The following is a 19,735-nucleotide window of genomic DNA, read 5'->3' on the forward strand; positions in this document are numbered from 1 at the left end:
CCATGAGCCGCTTAGAAACCGTATTTGAAAAATTCACGCCAGGGTTCGTTCGTTTCGCGAACGCAAAGCCCGTCCTTGCTATTAAGGACGGGTTCATCCTGACGATGCCGATGACGATCATCGGGTCATTGTTCTTGCTCATCCTCGCGCTCCCGATTCCAGGTTGGGCCGAGTTCATGTCAGGTCTGTTCGGAGCAGACTGGACACTCCCGCTCACGCAAGTCGTCGGCGCCACGTTTGACATTCTTGCTTTAATCGGTGTTTTTGGAATCGCTTACTCGTACGTCAAAAACGAAAAAATCGAAGGTGTGCCAGCCGGTATCCTTGGGATTATCTCGTTCTTGATCATCACGCAAGCATCTGTCCTCTCTGAAGGCGGAGAAACAATCGGCGGGGTTATCCCGAAAGTATGGACAGGTGGACAAGGTGTCCTCGCTGCCATCGTCGTCGGTCTCGTTGTCGGATTCATCTACTCACAGTTCATCAAACGCGGTATCCGCATCAAAATGCCTGACGGTGTACCACCAGGTGTCTCGAACTCATTCTCGGCGTTGATCCCAGGTCTCGCCATCGTCTCACTCGCGGTCGCGACGTTCGCAGTTTTCCAAGCGGTTGCAGATCGTACGTTCACAGAAGTCGTCTATGACGTCCTTCAATCACCGCTTCAAAACTTGACGGACACGCTCGCAGGAGCGGTCATCATCATGGTGCTCATGTCTGTCATGTGGTGGTGTGGAATTCACGGAGCGGCGATCATCATGGGTATCATGGGTCCACTCCTTACAGCGAACGCGCTTCAAAACCAAGCGATCATCGACTCGGGTGAAGCACTCGTCGTCGGTGAGAACGCAAAAATCGTTACAATCCAGTTCCTCGACGTCTTCACGAAGCTCGGCGGATCAGGTATCACAATCGGTTTCATCATCGCGACGCTCATGGTTGCCCGTTCAGCTCACTTGAAGCAGCTCGGTAAACTCTCGCTCGCACCAAGTATCTTCAACATTAACGAGCCGGTCATCTTCGGGATGCCAATCGTGTTCAACCCGATCATGTTCATCCCGTTCGTGATCGTACCAGCGATCGCATCGTTCATGGTGTACTTCTCAATCCTTTGGGGCTGGGTCGAACCGTTCAACGCACTTCAAGTGCCATGGACGACACCACCGATCATCTCTGGCTTCTTGATCGGCGGATGGCGTGCAGCGCTCTTGCAGATCGCAACGATCGCTATGGCCGTCGCTGTCTACCTCCCGTTCGTTCGCATGCAGGACCGCGTGTCGTACGGTGAAGAAGTAAAAGCACAAGAAGACGCAGATAAAGCGTCAGCATAAACCTAAGCAAATAACGACAGCCCTTCTCATCGCAGAGAAGGGCTGTTATATTTAGGAAAATGAGTAAGAGAGTTGGGACAATATGAAAAACTACACACCCGCCTTTATGATTTTATCGAGCGCGGCCCTCACGTTCGGGCTTGGTTTCAAATCCATGTTTCCGAATGCGATGTTAATCGGCATCGGGTTACATACGATTTTCCTGCTATGTGCCGCCTACTCGTTGGGCAAGTATCGGGCACATATCGCCAAGGTAAACACATAACGCCATGACGAAAGCCGTCATGGCGTTTTTTCAGTCAACCTCTCGAACGGGGAACTCACTTGCGATTTCCCGTAACCCCTGTAAGAACTGTTCCACTCGTAAGACCGACGTCTCGAATTCAAAGTCGAGCGCTTCGGTCTCATCACCGAGCGGGTGTTCGAGATGACCCCGTACGTTCACTTCATCCCCGCCCCCGTCTCGTCGCGTCAACGTCAAACAGACGTATGGCTCTGTCGGCTCGAACTCGACTTCTCGCGTGTTACCGGCCACGAACGACTCGAAGACCGGTATGTAGTGCGCGACGAGCAGACTGTCGAGCATGATGCCATCGAATGTGATGCGGTGCTCCGGTGCGTGGAAGCCGACCCAATTCCGATGCCACGCCGCGTCATGGATGTTGTCGGCGTCTTTATACGCGTACGCATAGCTCTCAATCGAAATGTCAGTCGTTCCGTCACGTGCTGCTAATTTTGCGAGCGCCATCGTCAACCGTCCTTCCGAAGCGAATAGCCATCAATCTCTAACAGACGCATCCGTTTTTGGTCGACGGCCGCATGGACGATGACCGTCACCCCTGGGTTAAGTTGCATCATCTTCCTGATTTTCGTCAAGTCGTCCCCTTTGATCTCGACCGGCAAGACGAACTCGCCTTCTTTCAAATGGATGAACTTGATCTTTCCTTTATCGTCATAGCCTGTCACTTCGTATGTCGCATACTCACGTTTCATTAACATCTCTCCTTCTTCTGAATCGATTTCCACATCGAGACGACGAACTTCCCGTTCAATCCGCTGATGACGTCTCCGTAATCCCTTCACTCCTAGAAAAGAGGAGAACAACACGAACAGGAACGCGGAGACGTTGGCATAAAAAATGCCGTAAAATAGCCCGTATAAGAACCAGCACAACAAAGACATCATTAAGAGCGACGTCGTCTTGTCCTGTTCGCGTTCTTGATTCGTTCTATGGTCTAACGTCATCATCCGTCCTCCTCTCCCTACTTCTTACGTTCCCTGCCTGAGTTGGTTCCACACAAAAACAGCCAATCCCTGTAGCGGCAGGAATTGGCTGTTTAAGTTGTTACGCCTCGACGCTGTCTGCGTGTTTCGCTTTATGGTCGGCGATGACACCGGCGTACCATTTCGCGCTGTCTTTCCACACACGGTCTTGCGTCTCGAAGTCGATGTAGAGAATGCCGAAGCGCTTCTCGTAACCGAAGCTCCATTCGAAGTTGTCCATGAGCGACCAGAGATAGTACCCTGAGATGTTCATGCCTTCGTCGTTCAAGTCAGATACGGCTGTGAGGTGCTTTTTGACGTAGTCGATGCGTTTATCGTCATGGACTTCGCCGTTCTCGAGCACGTCGTCATACGCTGCGCCGTTCTCTGTGATGATGATTGGTAAGTCTGTGTACTCGTTACGTAAGCGACGGATCAGGTCTTTGAATTCGTTCGGGGCGATATCCCAGCCCATGCCCGTCTTCTCGTAATCGGAGTACGCAGCCACTGTCATGAAGTCATTCGCCGCGCTGAACTCGACGAGTCCGCGGCTATAGAAGTTGATACCGAAGAAGTCGCACTCTGTCGAGATCGTCTCCATGTCACCCGGTTTGATGAAGTCGTACGTGTGCACGTACTTCGCGAACAAGTTCATCATGTCGACCGGATACTGGCCTTTGAACACCGGGTCGAGGAACCAGCGATTCGAGTACCCGTCCGAGTTGTTTTGTGCGAGGCGGTCGTTCACCGAGTCCGTCTTCGCATAGACCGGCGACAAGTTGAGCGTGATACCGATCGGCGTCGTCGACTTCAACTCCTGTTTCAACAGTTCGACCGCTTTCCCGTGCGAGAGAAGCATGTGGTGCACGGCGCGGACCGCTTCGTTCAAGTCACGATGACCCGGCGCGTGGACGCCGAGATGGTAACCGAGGAAGCCGGCACACCATGGCTCGTTGTGCGTGATCCATGAATCGACGACGTCGTCGAGCTCATCGAAGCACACTTTCGCATAGTCGAGGAACCAATCGACCGAGTCGCGGTTCACCCAACCGCCTTCTTCATGTGCCCACATCGGGAGGTCCCAATGATAGAGCGTGACGGCCGGTTTGATGCCTTCTTCACGGAGACGTGTCGCGAGCGTCTTGTAGAACGCCATCCCAGCCGGGTTGAACTCACCCTTTGCCGGGAAGATGCGCGGCCAAGCGATCGAGAAGCGGTACGTGTCGACACCGAGCTTTTTGATGTGCTGGATGTCTTCTTCGAAACGATGGTAGTGATCGCAAGCGACGTCACCGTTATGCTTCTCGAACACACGTCCGTCGATGTCACAGAACATGTCCCAAATCGACGGCGTCCGACCGTCTTCGTTGTGCGCACCTTCGATTTGATACGAAGATGTCGCAGTTCCGAAGACGAAGTCTTTGTTAAATTGCATAGTGTTTTCCTCTTTTCTCTATTATTCTTTGACCGCGCCAGCCGAGATACTGCTGACGATATACTTCGACATGAACAAGAAGGCGATCATGATCGGCACGACCGAGATGGCGATACCGAGGTACAAGGCACCGAGGTTTTCGGCGACTTGCGAGCCTTTCAAGAAGCCCATGAGAACCGGAAGCGTGTATTTCTCCGGCGAGAACAAGAGCACGAGCGGCATCAAGTAGTTGTTCCATGAGCCGATGAACGTGAAGATCGACATCGTCGCGACAGCCGGCATCATCATCGGGAGTGCGATCGTATGGAAGATACGAAGCTCACTCGCTCCATCGATCCGGGCCGCTTCAATCATACTGATGTGAAGCGTCGCCTGGGTGTACTGCCGGATGAAGAAGACGACGAACGGACTGGCGATCGACGGGATGATGAGCGGGATGAACGAGTCGAGAATCCCGAGCGTCTTAGAGATCTCGTAGAAACCGATGAGCCCGAGTTGTCCCGGTACCATCATCATGACGAGCATGAAGATGAACATCACGTTTTTGCCTTTGAAGTCATAGAAGGCGAAGCCGAACGCTGTCATCGCTGAGAAGTAACCAGAGAGCAACGTGACGAGCACGGCGATGATCAAACTGTTTTTAAAGCCTGTCCAGATGTTGATGTAGTCGCTCAAGATCGCGTAGTTGTCGATGAGCGCCGTACCTGGGAGAAGTGAGAAACCTGACATGATTTCTCCGTTCGTCCGTGTCGCGTTGACGAGCATCATGAGGAACGGGATGAAACAGATGATCGTCAAGATGATCAAGCCCGTGTAAATGACACCACGGCTGAAGAATTTCTTCTTCTGTTTTTGTTTCGGTGGCTCCACACGAAGCGGTTTCTCTTCGCGCGGCGGCTGTACTTCGCTGTCGGCGAGCATACGCCGTGATTCTGCATTCTGTTCCATTGCTTATGCTCCCTTCTGCGCAGCGCGCTCTTTACGGAACATGCCTTTGAAGACGACCGCCGAGAAGACGAGCGTGATCAAGAACAAGCCGTAAGCGACCGCTGCCGCATAGCCATAGTTGTTATACTTGAACGCCTGGTTGTACAGGTAAAGAACCATCGTGTTAAGCGATCCGTCTGGTGCACCGATCCCGTCCGTCAAGAGAAGCGGCAGGTCGAACAATTGAAGTCCGCCGATGAGCGACGTGATCATGATATACAAGAGAATCGGTTTGAGTAGCGGTAATGTGACGAACGTAAACATTTGCCAACGGTTCGCGCCATCGATATGGGCGGCTTCGAAGAAGTCTTTTGAGATACCCGATACGCCGGCCATGACGATGATGAACGAGTGACCGAACCACATCCATGTCAAAATGAGTGAGACGGACAGTTGTGCCGTCACCGGTTGCGATAGCCAGTTGATTGGGTCTGAGATGATCCCGAGTTTCAAGAGCATCATGTTGAGTGAACCGTGCTGCCAGTCAAGCAAAATTCCGAACAAGAGCGCGACCGAACTGATCGTGATCAAGTTTGGCAGGTAGAAGAATGAGCGGAAGAACGCGAGGCCCTTCAATTTCAACCGAAGATCGGAGAACAACAGTGCAAGAAGTAAGGCAAGACCAATCTGTAAGGCGAAGTTTACTCCCCAAATCTTGATCGTATTGACGAACGCCTCGATGAAGTATGTGTCAGTCAACAGTCGCGCATAGTTCGCGAAGCCGACGATCTCTTCTCCCGGGCTGCCGGTATAGTTGGTGAAGCTGTAATACAGGGTCAAGAAGACCGGATAAATACTGAATGTCAAAAAGACGACCCAAAACGGGGCAATAAAGGCATAGCCATAGCGGTCTAGTTTTTTCACGTCGTGTTACTCCTTCCATAGCAACCCTCAGGGGGGAGGGTCTTCCCCCCAAGGATTAGCTGGCCTCAGTCAACTTTGATGTCTGGGTAAGCGTTTTTCGCTTGTTTTTTGAATTCTGCAACAGCTTCTTCTTTCGTCTTCTTGCCTTCCACGTACTGGAGGACCGAAGCGCCGTAGAGCGTGTCGAGCTGTTGGTCGTACTTCGTGACGATACCTGGTGTGATTTCATCCGCTTGGCCAAGGAAGAACTCGTAATTGTTCTGTCCGCCGAGGAACTCATCGCTGAAGTCGTCTTTGATTTTGTCTGTTACTGGTTTGAAGGCAAGAACGTCGCCTGTCTCTTCTGCCCAGTCTGTCAAGAACTCTTCGTCTTGTGTCATGAGTTTGACGAAGTCGTAAGCAGCTTCTTTGTTTTTCGATCCTTCGTACACGCCGAGCCATGTTCCGCCCCAGAAGTACGGGCTTGGACCGTTCGTGACTGCCCAGTCGCCGGCTGTGTCTTTCGCGCTGTCTTTCAAGACGCTGTGAAGGCCCCATGTTGGAAGGACGTATGAGAAGACTTGTGTTTCTGTCTCTGTGCCGCCTTCTTTCACTTTGATCGGTTTCGACATGCCTTCGAACCAAGATGGTGACCATTCTGGAGCGAGTGCCGTGTATTGCTTGTCACGAAGCTCTTTCGCGTAGTCCATGTAGTTGATCTTGTCTTCTGTCAACACAAGCTCGTTGTTTTCGTTTACCCATGCTTCTGGGTTCGCGCCTTGTGAGAACCAACGGATCGCGCCTTCGTCTGGGAACATTTTGTAGCCTTTTTCTTTCATCTTCTCAGCAACTTCGAAGACGCCGTCCATCGAGCTCATCATGTTGCCGATTTCAGTCGGATCGTCCGTGCCGAGCACTTCTTTCGCTAAGCTACGTTTGTAGTAGACGCCACCTGGTGTCGTTTGCCACGAAAGGGCGCGCACGTTGCCTTCTGAGTCTTTCCCGAGATCGAATACGTATGGGATGTAGTCGTCCGCGATTTCGTTGACGTTGTATGGCTCATCCGAAAGGTTTTCCCAATAGCCTGCATCTACCCATTGTTTGAGGAAGGCGATTTCGCCTGTGAACACGTCAGGTGCTCCGACGCCGCTCTCGAGTGCTGGCTTAAGTTTTGTCGGATAGTCGGCGATCGGGACGATCGTCAACTCGACTTTCACGCCGTTGCGTTCTTCGTACGTTTTGATTGGCTCTTTCAATTCATCTGTGAACGACCAAACTTTGAGGACGTCGTCTTTAGAACCTGACCCAGAACCTGAAGTTCCTTCGTCGTTTGAGCATGCGCCCAAGACGCCGACTGATAGAGCTCCGATTGAAAGTAAGCTGACTAATTTTTTACGCATGTGTGAACCCATCCTTTTTTTATGGTTTTTAGAAAGCGTTTGCAAGAAGAGGTAAATAATTGTCGAAAGCGCTTTCGGTTTTGTCGAAATAAATAATCGAAAGCGGTTTCGATTTTGGCGGAATGATGTTTCGAAATCGCTCTCTTCTCTCCATTCCGCTGAAGGGAACAGAGCGACTTCGAAAGATCAATCGGAACTACTTTAGTTGTTCACCGGCGCGCATGACGCCCGTTCAATCAGTTTGACCGGAATGACGCGACGTTCCGCCCGTCTTTCCTTGGCGGTCATTTGCTCAATCAACAACTCAGCCGCCGCTTCGCCGATCTCGTCCGTGTCTTGACGGATCGTCGTCAACTTTGGCGTGATGTACTTGATCATCTCGATGTCGTCGTAACCGATGACCGAAATGTCTTCTGGCACGCGAAGTCCTCGTTCATGGATCGCTTCGATGGCGCCAATCGCCATTTGGTCGCCCGCGACGAATACCGCGGTCGGACGTGACTCGAGGTCGAGCAGCTTTTCCATCGCCTGCTTCCCTTCTTCGACAGAGAAAAAGCCGGCGTTGACCAAGTAACCTGGCTCGATTGGCAGGTCGAGCGCCTCCATGGCAAGCTCATACCCTTTGACGCGAGCCGCACCCGCATCAATCGTCTGGTCACCAGCGATATGTGCGATGTGGCGGTGTCCGAGGTCGTGCAAGTAGTTCACGGCAAGGCGGGCCCCTTCGGTGTTGTCGGAATAGACGACGCTACAGTTGGCGCTGTCCATGTCGACGACGACGATAGGGAGGTCACTTTGCATGAGCTCTTGAACTTGCTCATCCATCCGGTCCGAACAGATGACGACGATGCCGTCGACGGCCCGGTGTTTGAAGTGTTCGAGATAACTCATGTCACGGTTGCGAAGGTTGCGCGAGGCGAAGATTAAATCGTAGCCTTGCTCCTCCGTGGCGTGACGGAAACTTTCAATGATGCCGTTGAAGAACGGATGTTTCATTCCGACTTCGTTCGCTTCCGAAAACATGACCCCGATCGCCCACGATTTTTTTGTCGATAACGACTGTGCGTGCGCGTTCGGCAGATAGTCCATCTCGGCCGCGGCTTTCAAAATCTTGGCTCTCGTCTTCTCGCTCACGTCCTTGTAGTTGTTCAACGCTTTAGAGACGGTCGTGATGGAGAAGCCGGTTTTCTTTGCTAAATCATAGATCGTACCCATGTTAGTCTCCTCTTCCCGAAAGCGCTTTCGGTACTTTGATTGTAGCGCATGAATTTGTAGGAATCAATTCTTTTTCGTGGAATATTTTGCGATAAATTTTAATGACGTCTTTCTTCTATATTACTGCATCTGGAAACTTTTTGTCTTTAGTGTGTCTACTTACACACAATAAAAAATTTTCAACTTTCGCTCTATTCTTTGACAGTGATCGTCCAGTCCCCGTCCGCTTTTACAACAAAAACATACGTACTAGAGTTCTCAAAAGAATGTCGTTGTGATCCCTCATAATTACCGATTTCATTCACTAATAAGTCGGCTGCATTTACTGTCACCGCAAAATTCGAATCTCCGTTATGCGTTAAAGTTATTTGATAGCTCCCTTGATTGAGTTCAAAGAAAATGACGTCATCCCCATTGCCCTCTAAGTTACCCGGTAAGTTTTCAATCTCTAAAGGACGATATTGCATAATTTTAATATCCCAATTCCCTTGGTTCCCGTTTATATTTAAATAATAATCCCCAGTTTCTTTAATCCATACAAAACTTTTCCCAGTGTAACTTCCAATCTCATTGGCAAGCAAATCTAACATATTCCCCTGTGCATCTTGAAGTACTACAGCAAAATTACCTGAACCATTATACGTACTTTCCACTACAGCAAAACCTTCTTCAAGTGAAATCGCATCCGTACCCATATCCGTTGTTCCACTGATTGTAGTCGTTAGCTCCTCTTGAATTTTTTCCACACGTTCATCTTTCACTTGATCTATGTCTTTTTCTGTTTCGACTTCAATGATTGAATTATTATTATATACAATCACTATATTCTTGCCATCAATAGTAACCTCATCGAATTTTTGATTGTAGATACTGTATCCCCGATTAGTTTTCAATTCATAAGAAGCCATATAATCTTTGTAATTCGACACAGGGTCTTTAACCTTTACCTCCCGCATGAACTCTTCAATTGTGGGCGCTAAACTTCTTCCACCATCATCCGATTCTTCGTTTTCGGCCACTGATTCATCCTTTTCTGCCTCTTCTATTTCTTCCGTGATTGATACGATATTCCCTTGACCTGAATCTGATGCAGCCTCTTGCTTATTATTTTCAAGAATGCCTAGAATAAAAGTCAGCCAAACTCCTACCAAAAAAATTGAACCCCCAAGTATTATTGGGAATGGTGTAATATTTTTTTTAATAAAGTAACGATAAATGGAAATGAGACCGTAAAGTACTCCTCCTATCATCAGACCTAGACCGCTAAATGCAAGAACATTCTCTAACATAACTAAACCCTCCTATCTTGAGTTTAAACACGATTGACCCAACTATAGTTATTTACCCATTTTTCCCATACAGCCCTACTTCTGTTCTATTTTTCATCAACAAAAATAAAAATCACTCAAATCCAATTTGAGTGATTTTTATTTCATTTCTTTAATTTAACGTTAGTGTGTCCGGGTATACAACCAGACGAGATTCGTGAATTTTTGGACTTCCGTCTCGCCCGTCGCGCCTTTAAACAACCGTTGAAACGGCTTCAACAATTGTTCGAGGACAATCTTTCGGAGTCGTTCCTGATGCAGCTCGTACGTGATCGCCTCGAACAGATCGGCCTGCTCTTCGGTCATCTTCACATGCGTGCGAATCCGTTCAGCCATCTCGATCAACTCGTCCATCGTCACAAGGTTTTTATCGGTCGTCCCTCGCATCTGATCGACGGTGACCGGGTTCAAGATGTGATCTCCCGTTTCGACCATCCGAGCCGCCATCAACTCGACGTAGCCATACAAATTGCGAACGAGCTGTTGAATCGAATAGGCGGTGTTCGTGATGCGTAAAGTGAACAGGATATGTTGCAACATTCCATTAAATAGAATCGTCAATTCAATCGAATATGGGCGGATCTCTTCCCCGATAATCTCAGTCAAGCGCATGGCGAGCCACTCAATCTCATAGACGCGGTGCTGCAAGACGAGCTTTTTCAACTCGGGCTCGTTCGCCGACATGATCGACTCGAACAGCGCATACAAATTCCGTTCCTCGTTCAATTGAATGAGAATCGAAATCTGCTCGATAAAGATGTCTTTGTCCCGTTTGTCGCGTCCCAGTTGCATCTCGATCCGCCGCTGTCCGGCGTCATAGCGCAAGTTCTCGAGGATGTTGGCGACACAGTCCGTCTTCGAGGCGAAATAATTGTAAAACGTCCCTTTCGAGATGTGGGCTCGTTCAATGATCTCTTGCACCGACGTCTGTTGGACCCCGTTTTCGATGAACAAGGTCATGGCGACATCGGCGACTTTTCGTTTCTTATCTTTCATATGCGAATGCTCCGTTCTGCTTGTTTTATATGCTGAGTATATCATTTTGAACTCATAGTACAAAATGGTTGATTTATTTATACAGTGGGTATAAAATCATCACATCGACAATTACTATTATATAACTATTCACAACATAAAGGAGCAAGTCGTATGAAACCAGAATTTCAAAAAAAACCGCCGTATCTCATGCTCGCGGTCTTGTTCGTCGGAGCGTTCATCGCTTTCTTGAACAACTCATTACTTAACGTCGCGCTCCCCTCGATCATGGTCGACTTGGAGATCGCCGACTACTCGACCGTCCAATGGCTCGCGACAGGCTTCATGCTCGTGACGGGTGTACTCGTCCCAGCATCGGCCTACTTGATCACCCGCTTCTCAAACCGGGCGCTCTTTATCACCTCGATGGCAATCTTCGCCGCCGGTACGGCCATCGCCGCCTTCTCACCGACATTCGGCTGGTTGCTCTCGGGCCGGATGATTCAAGCGGTCGGTGCCTCGACGATGGGGCCGCTCCTCATGAACGTCATGCTCGTCAGTTTCCCGCGTGAGAAACGTGGGACAGCGATGGGGATTTTCGGTCTCGTCATGATTTCAGCACCGGCAATCGGACCGACACTCTCGGGCTATATCGTCGAATATTATGACTGGCGCGTCCTCTTTGAGATGATTCTCCCGCTCGCCATCATCGGTCTCGCCCTCGCGATTTGGAAAGCTGAGAACGTCATGGTGCAAAACAAAGAACAATCGCTCGACTACTTGTCGCTCGTCTTGTCGACGCTCGGTTTCGGTGGCGTCTTGTACGGTGTCAGTTCGGCGAGCTCGGACGGGTGGGGCAATCCGATCGTCTTGACGACCATCGTAGTCGGGTTCGTCGCGCTGATTGCGTTCGTCATCCGTCAGCTCAACATGGAGAAACCACTCCTCGACCTACGGGCATATAAATACCCGATGTTCGCGCTGGCGTCGATTATCGCGATCGTCAACGCCGTCGCCATGTTCTCCGGGATGATTTTGACACCGGCGTACGTCCAAAGCGTCCGTGGCATCTCGCCGCTTGACTCGGGGCTCATGCTTCTCCCGGGTGCCATCATCATGGGAATCATGTCGCCAATCACCGGGAAACTGTTCGACAAGTTCGGACCGAAGTTATTATCGCTTGTCGGTCTCACAATCACAGCCATCTCGACATATATGCTCGCGAACGTTCAGCTGGACTCGACGTACACGTACATCGTCGCGACGTATACGCTTCGCATGTTCGGGATGTCGATGGTCATGATGCCTCTCATGACTAATGGTCTCAACCAGTTACCAACGCATCTCAACCCGCACGGAACGGCCATCAACAACACGGCGCAACAAGTATCTGGTGCGATCGGGACAGCTGTGCTCGTCACCATCATGAACTCGGTGACACGGACAGAAGCCGAATCACTCATGAGCGGTGTGGACCCAGCGACGCTCACGGAGAGTGCGATGGGTGCGTTGACGCAACAAGCACTCCTCTCAGGGATTCAAGTCTCGTTCTATGTCGCACTTGGTATGAACATCTTGGCGCTCGTCCTCGCATTCTTTGTGAAGCGCGTTGATGTGAAAAAACTCGATTTTAAAGAAGAGGCAACAGAGCTCAAAAAAGCGAATTAATGCAGTGAAAAGCCGCCCATTAGGACGGCTTTTTCTCATAGATTCAAAAACCGCATATCTTCACGGCTCGGCTGTTCGGCGTCAATCTGTTGAATTTTTTGCTCATAATATTTAGCCGTCCACGCCTGTAAACCGACGACGACCCCAAGTACGACAAGGATATACAATTGTCGTTCCTGTTGGAATAAGCCATAGATGGCGAGCGCGCCGATCAGCGCTTGTACTCCTCGAAGAACGTATTGCCGAGGAATCAAACGTCTCACATCTTCTTCGTGTGTCAGCTGCTGCAAAAAGCGGCTCTCTTTCCAGTCCATATACGTCAGCGCCGCGAGCGCCACGAAAAAACCGAGCAAGTACCCGACGGACCCGTTCATCAAAAACATCGCGAACGTCAGTCCGACCGCGATGACGGTCGTGACGTGCAATGGCATCCATTTTTTCTGGTAAGCTACAATTTCCCGTATCCGTTGCTGTTTGTCCATTCCCATCACCTCGCTACTCTGTACGAAGATTGATTGGATTTAGTTCCCTTTTTCTTTAAATTTAATATTCTGACTACAAATTATATGGTATTATTTTCATAGTTTGTTTAATCGTTTAGGAGGAATGGATGATGAAAAGCTGGCTCATCACTTATTTGACCGTCGCGTTACTTCTAGTCTCGTCTTTCACATCGATGTCATCAGCAGAAGCTTCGTCAAATAAAGAGAATCGTGCGATCATGGGCTCTTCCACTGTGACGCCTCAACAGATGGCGGACTTCGTGAAGCGAAAGAATCCGAACAACGTCCGGCTTCAAGGTGTGACGGTCGAGGAACTGGCGAAACTGTTCGTCATCATCGGCGCGAAAGAAGGTGTCCGCGGCGATGTCGCGTTCGCGCAAGCGTTGAAAGAGACCGGATACTTCAGCTACAAAGGCGACGTCCTGCCGAGACAACATAACTACTCAGGCATCGGCACGGTCGGCAAAGGAGTGAAAGGCCATTTCTTCCGTTCTCCGCACCAAGGGGTGACGGCCCAGATTCAACATCTGAAGGCGTACGCCTCAAAAGACGACTTGAACATGACACGCGTCGACCCACGCTTCCATTATGTGAAACGAGGATCGGCGACGACATGGCCCGCGCTCCATCGCAAATGGGCGATGCAGCCAAAAGGCAACTACGGTACCGAAATCTTATCCATCTATCGGGAGATGGAACGGACACAGCTTCGTGTCGCCAAAAAATGACAAGACATATAGGGGTGAAAGATAGTGACTTGCAATCAAGTACGATTGTTCAGCGGACTCGCGCTTCTCGCAGCGGGCGTCGCTTTACTTCTCAAACGTTAAGCATCCGGGCATCTGCTCAGATGCTTTTTTTGTTCTGCGTATTCACTTCAGATATGATGAAAGAAAGCTGTTGCATAAGGAGGTCATCACCATGTCATGGGATGAACGGTTCGATACAGAAGAATACGTGTACGGGGAACAACCGAACGAGTTTTTGCGAAGTCAACGACATCTTTTAAGCGATGGGATGCAGGCGCTCGCCATTGCCGAAGGAGAAGTCCGAAACGCCGTCTGGCTTGCTGAACAAGGGCTCGACGTCGAGATGTGGGACTATTCACGTGTCGGTCTCGAGAAAGCGGAACGTTTAGCATTGCGTCGCGGCGTATCGCTCACGACACACCTTGTCGATTTGGCGGTAGCGGATTGGCCGGCTCAATCGTTTGACGTCATCGTCTGTATTTTCGGGCACTTCCCGAAAGACGTGCAAACCGCCGTGTTAAAAGGCGTGACGCGCGCGTTGAGACCAGGAGGATTCTTCATAACCGAGGTGTATAGCGAGGCGCAACTCGAGTTTGGAACGGGCGGACCGAAAGACAAGGCACTGCTTTACACGACGGACGCCTTCTCCGTCCTTTCCGACTCGCTCGAGACTCGTCACTTCTTCGACGGGATCGTGGAACGACAAGAAGGACGGCTCCACCAAGGACCGTCCGCTGTCATTCAATATGTCGGTCAAAAACGGGCCGAATCACGCGACATGTGATTCGGCTTATTTTTATTAATGCCCCCGATACTTTCCGAGTGCGCGTATATTCAACAAGTAGAGTACGCTCGCATAGATGACGAGTCCAAGTAAATACGGCCAAACCCCGAAGAAGCCGCTCCCGTACACCATCACTTCTTTGATGGCGGTCGCCCCGTAAAAGATTGGCATGACATAACTCAAGTTGCCGAGTCCGTACGGGATGAGATCGAGCGGGATGAGTCCAGAGAAGAACACTTGCGGGATGATCGTGAACGGGATCATCTGGACGACTTGAAGTTCAGAGCGGGCGAACACCGAGATCGTCGCCCCGAACAAGACGGCTGTTCCCGCCATGAGCAGCATCGCCAACATGACCCACGCCATATTGCCGATTGAGGTCAGGCCGAGCACGTAAATCGTATAGAGCACGATAATCACCGACTGTACGACGGCGAACACCCCGTAGCCGAGCGTGTAGCCCAAAATGACTTGTCCCCGTTTGATCGGCGTCATGAGGAGACGCTCGAGCGTGCCGCCGCTCCGCTCTTTCACGAGCGCCATCGCCGACAAGATAAAGACGAAGAAGAACGAGAACAGCGACAAGAACACGTAGCCGAACGAATCGAACGTCGATTGTCCTTCTTCCCCGTATACATAATTCATGTCGATATTGGCCGCCGGATTTAACGTCGACAGCGCCGCTTGAATCTCTCTCACCGCCTTCGAGGATTTCGTCGATGGTTCCCGGAGCGTGATCGTCGTCCCCGCCTGCGTCGCTTCGAACACCGCATCGACGTCTTGATTGTCTTCTAAATATCCGAACGGATTGTCGACCGTATCCAACCGGACGTCGAGCGTCTCGGCCTCGAACGCCTCGACGAGTTGCGGTTGCGCGGTCTCATCGAGCACGACGACCGGGACGTAATCCGAGTCCCCGAGCAAGAAGTAGACGAGGGTCAAGATGAGAAGCGGGGCAATCAAAATCAAAGCGACGCTGCGCTTATCGTTCAGCGTCTGAAAGATGACGCGTTTCGCCAAGTTACGCATGACCCGCCCCTCCTTGTCGACCGGCGATGAGGAACAGCTCCTCGACGCGACCGTTCTCCGTCTGGTCTAAGAGGTGAGGAACCGTGTCATAGGCGATCAAGCGGCCGTTATAGATGAGCGCGGCCCGGTCACACTCGAGCACCTCATCCATGACGTGCGTTGAGACGATGAGCGTCGTCCCGCTCGCCCGAATCATCTGGAACTGAGCCCATATTTGACGACGCAAAATCGGGTCGATGCCGACGGTCGGCTCATCTAAAAACAAGACGTCGGGCTGATGCAGGATGGCGATTGCGAGCGAGAGTCGCTTTTTCATCCCGCCCGAGAAGTTTCGGACGAGCTTCTTTCGGTCGGCCGTCAAATCGACGAGCTTGAGCACTTCCGTGATGCGTTTCTGCAATTCCGATTTTCCGAGCTTATAGATTGATCCGAAAAACTCGAGGTTCGCCTCGGCCGATAAGTCATCGTATAGCCCATCGTTTTGCGGCATGAAGCCGATCTTGTGGAGCATCTCCATGCTCGGCATGACCGTCTCTCCGAGCTGGATCGTACCTTCGTCTGCTTTCAACGCACCGATCATCAGACGGATGAGCGTCGTCTTCCCCGAACCGGACGGACCGAGCAGGCAACAAATGTCCCCTGAGTTGATAGTGAAGCCGACGTGGTCGATGGCAATCTGTTTACCAAACGATTTCGTGACGTCGTGTATATGGATATCCATGGGCCTACTCCTTTTTCACGTCATCCTATATTTCCTAGACAGTGTGTTGAGTTAGCTTTAGTATAGTCTCCCGATTCAGACACAACAATCGCCAATTTTTATACGATTGTTGTAGTTGAACCGTTCGATCAAAGGATGAGACAACGTATTTTGAAGGCGCAATGTGCTGAAATTGAATGTTCAGAAGTGTGCGTGCAGGGAATAGAGGCAATAGTGGCAAATGAATCAATAAGCGTTTCATAAATCATGTCGGAAAGAGGCGGTACGTGTATGCAGAACGTGAACAAGTCAGTGATTGTCATCGGTGGGGGGCTAGGCGGGATTTCGGCAGCCATCTCGCTGAAACAAAAAGGCTATGACGTGGCTTTATATGAAAAGAATGACCACATCGGCGGGAAAGTGAACCGTCTCGAGCAAGACGGGTTCGGATTTGATCTCGGTCCGTCGATTTTGACGATGCCGCAAATTTTTGAGAAGCTGTTTAATGGCAGCGGCAGACGAATGGAAGACTACGTACCCATCAAACGCTTAGATTTAGAGTGGCGCTCGTTCTTCCCGGACGGCACGGTGCTCGACTTGTATCACGATCTCGACGTGATGGCGAACGCGAACCCGTCGTTGTCGAAGAAAGACATGAAAGAATATCACAAGCTATTGAACTATGCCGAGCGCATCTATAACACGACAGAGCGCAGTTACTTAAAAGAAGGGTTCGAGTCGCCGTTCGAGGCGGTCACGCAAATCGGTCCGATCGCGACGCTCATGGGCTTCGATTTGGCGTCGACGATGTACAGCGCCATCTCGAAACGAATCAGCAACCCGCACCTCCGGACGATGCTGTCGTATTACGTCAAATACGTCGGGTCATCGCCATATAGCGCCCCGGCCGTCCTCAACATGATGATTTACATGCAGCACGCACAAGGGTGCTGGTACGTCGAAGGTGGGACACATAAGCTCGCTGAAGGCTTGACGACGCTCGCTGAAGAGATTGGCGTGAAGCTAAACACCGGACAAGGCGTCGTTCGGGCGCATACGCTCAACGGGAACATCTCGGCGATCGAGCTCGAGGACGGACGACTCCGCTCTGCCGATTACTACGTCTCGAATATGGAAGTCATCCCATTCTATCAAAAGATGGTCGATGTCGAAGAGGCGTTCGTCGACAAGCTCGTCGACAAATACGAACCGGCCAGCTCCGGCTTCGTGCTCCATCTCGGCGTCAAAAAAGAATACCCGGCACTCGCACACCACAACTTCTTCTTCTCAGAAAACTTACAAGAGCAGATGGAGAAGATCTTCGACAGACACGAGTTGCCGGACGACCCGACGATTTATTTGGTGAACGTCAACAAGACCGATGCGACCCAAGCACCGGCGGGACATGAGAATATTAAAATCTTGCCGCACATCCCGTACATTCAAGAAGACCCGTTCACCGAGGCCGATTACGCGGCGTTCGAGGAACGGGTGCTCGATAAGCTCGAACGGATGGGAATGGATGGGCTACGTGACAACATCGTCACGCGGAACGTCTGGACGCCGCACGACATCGAGCGGATGTACGGGTCAGACCGTGGTGCGATTTACGGAACCGTGTCGGACAAAAACCAGAACGGCGGATTCAAGCATAAGAAGCAAAGTGAACTGTATGAGAATCTGTACTTCGTCGGCGGCACGGTCAATCCGGGCAGCGGGATGCCGATGGTCACGCTCAGCGGCCAACAAGTGAGCGATAAGATCGCGAAGCGCGACGGTGTGATGACACGTTAATCAAGAAACGACCCTTTGGAACAGATCGTTACTGTTTCGAAGGGTTTTTGAAACTTTTTACATTTATGAAGCGTATACATTGTTAAAATCTTGTAATGACAATGAGGTGTCTTATGCATCAAATTTCAAGTTATTTCTTTATGTACATCAAAATCGTCCTCACAGATAAAATTCCGTTCGTGATGATGATGGGCATCCCACTTGGCATCGCCCTCTTGTACAGCCCGCCAGATGTTCAAACGATGGCCGCGTCGGATTACGCCATGTACTTGTCTTCCTTTTGGGTTTACATCATCCTCGCGACTTACTTGAACGGAATCGGCCTCGAGCTCGCCCGGATGCGAGAGTATGGTCTCATGAAGACGTACGTCATGATCTCAGGCAACAAGTATACGTACATACTCGCCATCTTATCGGCCCAGCTCGTGTTCGCCGCCATAAGCCTGTCGCTCTTCACGATCGTCGTCACGCTCGTCCACGGCCAGTTCGCGCTTAGCTATCTCGTCACGCCGCTACTGCTCTTACTCGGGAGCATCCCGTTCGCGCTCGGTAGCGTCGCGCTTACACTTCTCCCCGTCAAAGTATCAAGCTTGATGCGATTCGCGAACCTGCTCGCCTTTCCGTTGTTTTATTTGGCGATTAAACAGCCGGACGTCTGGTTCGGCTATGCGAACCCGTTTTACGCGCTACTTCAATTATCGCTCGCCATCGTCCACACCGTCGCCCAAGTGGATGTGTCGTTTAATCTCATGATGACGCTATTCGCTCTTGTCGGATACGTCTTCGTCGGACTGTTCGCCATCCAGCGCTTCAATTTGATCTCATCGGTCACACGCTAGGAGGAAATCATGCATATCCAACAGTTACGCTATACGTATCCGAAAGCGACACGTCCCGTGCTCGACAGCGTCTCGTTCACGCTCCACCCGCATAAATTAAACGTCTTAATCGGGCTGAACGGAGCCGGGAAGACGACACTCTTCGACTGTATGACCGGGACGCTCCCAATCGAAGCGGACACGCTTCAGCTCGTCCCGTCGACGGACATGCTCTATTTGACGCAACATATGATGTATCACAATGAGCTGACCGGAAAAGACTTGACGTATTTCATCGGCCGCCTCACGAAACGTCCCGATTTCAAACGTCTTGAGACATACATGAATGGGCTTTCGAGCGCTCGGGAACAAGAACGGTTCGAACATTTGTGGAAGATGAAACTCGGAAAGATGTCGGTCGGCGAACGCAAATGGCTGTTCGTCACACTCCTCTCGTCGGTGAAACGTGCGCTTTACTTGTTCGACGAACCGACGAGCGGGGTCGATCCGGCGTCACGCATCCAAATCATGCGCCGGATTCAGCGGCTCGTCGAAGACGGTCGGACGTGTCTCATCTCGACCCATCAGTTGCATGACCTCGCCCAGCTCGATGCCCACGTCATTTTCTTACATGAAGGGTGCGTTCTTTATGAGGGTAGCTACGACGACTGGCTCACGGCGTCTGGGACGACTGATCCGGACGAGGCGTTTCTTCAAATGGTCGAGGGTGACCTCACGGAAGTGGCGGTGACACGATGACCGAATCATTTTGGGAACGGCATCGCTTCAAGTTTTATACTGCCGGCATGGTCATCTGCGGCTGTTTGATTGGTATGTTTTCATAAGAAACCCAGCCTCTGACGAATCAGAGGCTGGGTTCTATTTTTCCATCCAACGGTAGACGACCATGAAG

General features: G+C 50.9%; 20 protein-coding genes. 8 read left to right on the forward strand and 12 right to left on the reverse strand.

Annotated elements, in window-relative coordinates:
• Window positions 1–2: 2 nt before the first annotated feature.
• Together P398_RS0100290 and P398_RS16860 are read left to right on the forward strand one after the other, a co-directional pair.
• The gene (locus P398_RS0100290) at window positions 3–1,331 is read left to right on the forward strand and encodes a PTS sugar transporter subunit IIC (RefSeq protein ID WP_024371997.1); all 1,329 of its coding nucleotides are present in this window, start codon (window positions 3–5) and stop codon (window positions 1,329–1,331) included.
• 106 nt (window positions 1,332–1,437) lie between these two features.
• Window positions 1,438–1,596, forward strand: a complete 159-nt coding sequence (locus P398_RS16860) for a hypothetical protein (protein WP_161635711.1) — start codon at window positions 1,438–1,440, stop codon at window positions 1,594–1,596.
• A gap of 30 nt (window positions 1,597–1,626) precedes the next feature.
• Here the strand turns inward: P398_RS16860 and P398_RS0100300 are convergent, their stop codons facing one another.
• From P398_RS0100300 to P398_RS0100340, 9 genes are all read right to left on the reverse strand, one after another.
• On the reverse strand, window positions 1,627–2,079 hold the full coding sequence (locus P398_RS0100300) for a WapI family immunity protein (protein WP_029333690.1): 453 nt from the start codon (window positions 2,077–2,079) through the stop codon (window positions 1,627–1,629).
• A 2-nt stretch (window positions 2,080–2,081) separates the two neighbouring features.
• On the reverse strand, window positions 2,082–2,576 hold the full coding sequence (locus P398_RS0100305; RefSeq protein WP_029333691.1) for a hypothetical protein: 495 nt from the start codon (window positions 2,574–2,576) through the stop codon (window positions 2,082–2,084).
• Between the two features lie 100 nt (window positions 2,577–2,676).
• Window positions 2,677–4,029: a GH1 family beta-glucosidase gene (locus P398_RS0100310; protein WP_024372001.1), complete on the reverse strand. Its 1,353-nt coding sequence runs from the start codon at window positions 4,027–4,029 to the stop codon at window positions 2,677–2,679.
• 21 nt (window positions 4,030–4,050) lie between these two features.
• Window positions 4,051–4,977: a carbohydrate ABC transporter permease gene (locus P398_RS0100315; protein WP_200872638.1), complete on the reverse strand. Its 927-nt coding sequence runs from the start codon at window positions 4,975–4,977 to the stop codon at window positions 4,051–4,053.
• A 3-nt stretch (window positions 4,978–4,980) separates the two neighbouring features.
• The gene (locus tag P398_RS0100320) at window positions 4,981–5,880 is read right to left on the reverse strand and encodes a carbohydrate ABC transporter permease (protein ID WP_029333693.1); all 900 of its coding nucleotides are present in this window, start codon (window positions 5,878–5,880) and stop codon (window positions 4,981–4,983) included.
• A gap of 65 nt (window positions 5,881–5,945) precedes the next feature.
• Window positions 5,946–7,259: an ABC transporter substrate-binding protein gene (locus P398_RS0100325; RefSeq protein ID WP_034798736.1), complete on the reverse strand. Its 1,314-nt coding sequence runs from the start codon at window positions 7,257–7,259 to the stop codon at window positions 5,946–5,948.
• 201 nt (window positions 7,260–7,460) lie between these two features.
• On the reverse strand, window positions 7,461–8,474 hold the full coding sequence (locus P398_RS0100330) for a LacI family DNA-binding transcriptional regulator (protein ID WP_029333695.1): 1,014 nt from the start codon (window positions 8,472–8,474) through the stop codon (window positions 7,461–7,463).
• Between the two features lie 191 nt (window positions 8,475–8,665).
• On the reverse strand, window positions 8,666–9,763 hold the full coding sequence (locus tag P398_RS0100335; RefSeq protein WP_029333696.1) for a hypothetical protein: 1,098 nt from the start codon (window positions 9,761–9,763) through the stop codon (window positions 8,666–8,668).
• 162 nt (window positions 9,764–9,925) lie between these two features.
• Window positions 9,926–10,798: a TetR/AcrR family transcriptional regulator gene (locus P398_RS0100340; RefSeq protein ID WP_029333697.1), complete on the reverse strand. Its 873-nt coding sequence runs from the start codon at window positions 10,796–10,798 to the stop codon at window positions 9,926–9,928.
• A gap of 153 nt (window positions 10,799–10,951) precedes the next feature.
• On the opposite strand from P398_RS0100340, the gene P398_RS0100345 reads away from it, so the two are divergent.
• Complete coding sequence (locus P398_RS0100345) at window positions 10,952–12,445, forward strand: DHA2 family efflux MFS transporter permease subunit (RefSeq protein ID WP_034798739.1); 1,494 nt, start codon at window positions 10,952–10,954, stop codon at window positions 12,443–12,445.
• A gap of 35 nt (window positions 12,446–12,480) precedes the next feature.
• Here the strand turns inward: P398_RS0100345 and P398_RS0100350 are convergent, their stop codons facing one another.
• Window positions 12,481–12,927, reverse strand: coding sequence for a hypothetical protein (locus P398_RS0100350; RefSeq protein WP_029333699.1), 447 nt, complete (start codon window positions 12,925–12,927; stop codon window positions 12,481–12,483).
• A gap of 131 nt (window positions 12,928–13,058) precedes the next feature.
• Between P398_RS0100350 and P398_RS0100355 the strand changes: the two genes are divergently transcribed.
• Complete coding sequence (locus P398_RS0100355) at window positions 13,059–13,676, forward strand: glucosaminidase domain-containing protein (RefSeq protein WP_034798742.1); 618 nt, start codon at window positions 13,059–13,061, stop codon at window positions 13,674–13,676.
• Between the two features lie 193 nt (window positions 13,677–13,869).
• Entirely contained in the window at window positions 13,870–14,481 is a 612-nt protein-coding gene (locus P398_RS0100360) for a class I SAM-dependent methyltransferase (protein ID WP_029333701.1), read from the forward strand.
• Window positions 14,482–14,496: 15 nt separating this feature from the next.
• On the opposite strand, the gene P398_RS0100365 is transcribed toward P398_RS0100360, so the two are convergent.
• Both P398_RS0100365 and P398_RS0100370 read right to left on the reverse strand, forming a co-directional pair.
• On the reverse strand, window positions 14,497–15,510 hold the full coding sequence (locus P398_RS0100365; RefSeq protein WP_029333702.1) for an ABC transporter permease: 1,014 nt from the start codon (window positions 15,508–15,510) through the stop codon (window positions 14,497–14,499).
• Window positions 15,503–16,231, reverse strand: a complete 729-nt coding sequence (locus P398_RS0100370; RefSeq protein ID WP_029333703.1) for an ABC transporter ATP-binding protein — start codon at window positions 16,229–16,231, stop codon at window positions 15,503–15,505. Before P398_RS0100370 ends, P398_RS0100365 begins: the two co-directional genes overlap by 8 nt.
• A gap of 270 nt (window positions 16,232–16,501) precedes the next feature.
• Here P398_RS0100370 and P398_RS0100375 point away from each other — a divergent pair, with 270 nt between their 5' ends.
• The 3 genes from P398_RS0100375 (at window position 16,502) to P398_RS0100385 (ending at window position 19,581) form a co-directional block, all read left to right on the forward strand.
• The gene (locus P398_RS0100375) at window positions 16,502–18,004 is read left to right on the forward strand and encodes a phytoene desaturase family protein (protein WP_029333704.1); all 1,503 of its coding nucleotides are present in this window, start codon (window positions 16,502–16,504) and stop codon (window positions 18,002–18,004) included.
• Window positions 18,005–18,117: 113 nt separating this feature from the next.
• Complete coding sequence (locus tag P398_RS0100380; protein WP_024372025.1) at window positions 18,118–18,843, forward strand: hypothetical protein; 726 nt, start codon at window positions 18,118–18,120, stop codon at window positions 18,841–18,843.
• A gap of 9 nt (window positions 18,844–18,852) precedes the next feature.
• Window positions 18,853–19,581, forward strand: a complete 729-nt coding sequence (locus P398_RS0100385) for an ATP-binding cassette domain-containing protein (RefSeq protein WP_029333705.1) — start codon at window positions 18,853–18,855, stop codon at window positions 19,579–19,581.
• The last annotated feature ends 154 nt before the right edge of the window (window positions 19,582–19,735 follow it).

It is taken from the genome of Exiguobacterium aurantiacum DSM 6208, from assembly GCF_000702585.1.
In the GTDB taxonomy this organism is placed as follows: Bacteria; Bacillota; Bacilli; order Exiguobacteriales; family Exiguobacteriaceae; genus Exiguobacterium; species Exiguobacterium aurantiacum.

Coding starts and splice junctions, on each gene's coding strand:
- P398_RS0100290 (WP_024371997.1), top strand. CDS start 3: ATGAGCCGCTTAGAAACCGTATTTGAAAAATTCACGCCAGGGTTCGTT.
- P398_RS16860 (WP_161635711.1), top strand. CDS start 1,438: ATGATTTTATCGAGCGCGGCCCTCACGTTCGGGCTTGGTTTCAAATCC.
- P398_RS0100300 (WP_029333690.1), bottom strand. CDS start 2,079: ATGGCGCTCGCAAAATTAGCAGCACGTGACGGAACGACTGACATTTCG.
- P398_RS0100305 (WP_029333691.1), bottom strand. CDS start 2,576: ATGACGTTAGACCATAGAACGAATCAAGAACGCGAACAGGACAAGACG.
- P398_RS0100310 (WP_024372001.1), bottom strand. CDS start 4,029: ATGCAATTTAACAAAGACTTCGTCTTCGGAACTGCGACATCTTCGTAT.
- P398_RS0100315 (WP_200872638.1), bottom strand. CDS start 4,977: ATGGAACAGAATGCAGAATCACGGCGTATGCTCGCCGACAGCGAAGTA.
- P398_RS0100325 (WP_034798736.1), bottom strand. CDS start 7,259: ATGCGTAAAAAATTAGTCAGCTTACTTTCAATCGGAGCTCTATCAGTC.
- P398_RS0100330 (WP_029333695.1), bottom strand. CDS start 8,474: ATGGGTACGATCTATGATTTAGCAAAGAAAACCGGCTTCTCCATCACG.
- P398_RS0100335 (WP_029333696.1), bottom strand. CDS start 9,763: ATGTTAGAGAATGTTCTTGCATTTAGCGGTCTAGGTCTGATGATAGGA.
- P398_RS0100340 (WP_029333697.1), bottom strand. CDS start 10,798: ATGAAAGATAAGAAACGAAAAGTCGCCGATGTCGCCATGACCTTGTTC.
- P398_RS0100345 (WP_034798739.1), top strand. CDS start 10,952: ATGAAACCAGAATTTCAAAAAAAACCGCCGTATCTCATGCTCGCGGTC.
- P398_RS0100350 (WP_029333699.1), bottom strand. CDS start 12,927: ATGGACAAACAGCAACGGATACGGGAAATTGTAGCTTACCAGAAAAAA.
- P398_RS0100355 (WP_034798742.1), top strand. CDS start 13,059: ATGAAAAGCTGGCTCATCACTTATTTGACCGTCGCGTTACTTCTAGTC.
- P398_RS0100360 (WP_029333701.1), top strand. CDS start 13,870: ATGTCATGGGATGAACGGTTCGATACAGAAGAATACGTGTACGGGGAA.
- P398_RS0100365 (WP_029333702.1), bottom strand. CDS start 15,510: ATGCGTAACTTGGCGAAACGCGTCATCTTTCAGACGCTGAACGATAAG.
- P398_RS0100370 (WP_029333703.1), bottom strand. CDS start 16,231: ATGGATATCCATATACACGACGTCACGAAATCGTTTGGTAAACAGATT.
- P398_RS0100375 (WP_029333704.1), top strand. CDS start 16,502: ATGCAGAACGTGAACAAGTCAGTGATTGTCATCGGTGGGGGGCTAGGC.
- P398_RS0100380 (WP_024372025.1), top strand. CDS start 18,118: ATGCATCAAATTTCAAGTTATTTCTTTATGTACATCAAAATCGTCCTC.
- P398_RS0100385 (WP_029333705.1), top strand. CDS start 18,853: ATGCATATCCAACAGTTACGCTATACGTATCCGAAAGCGACACGTCCC.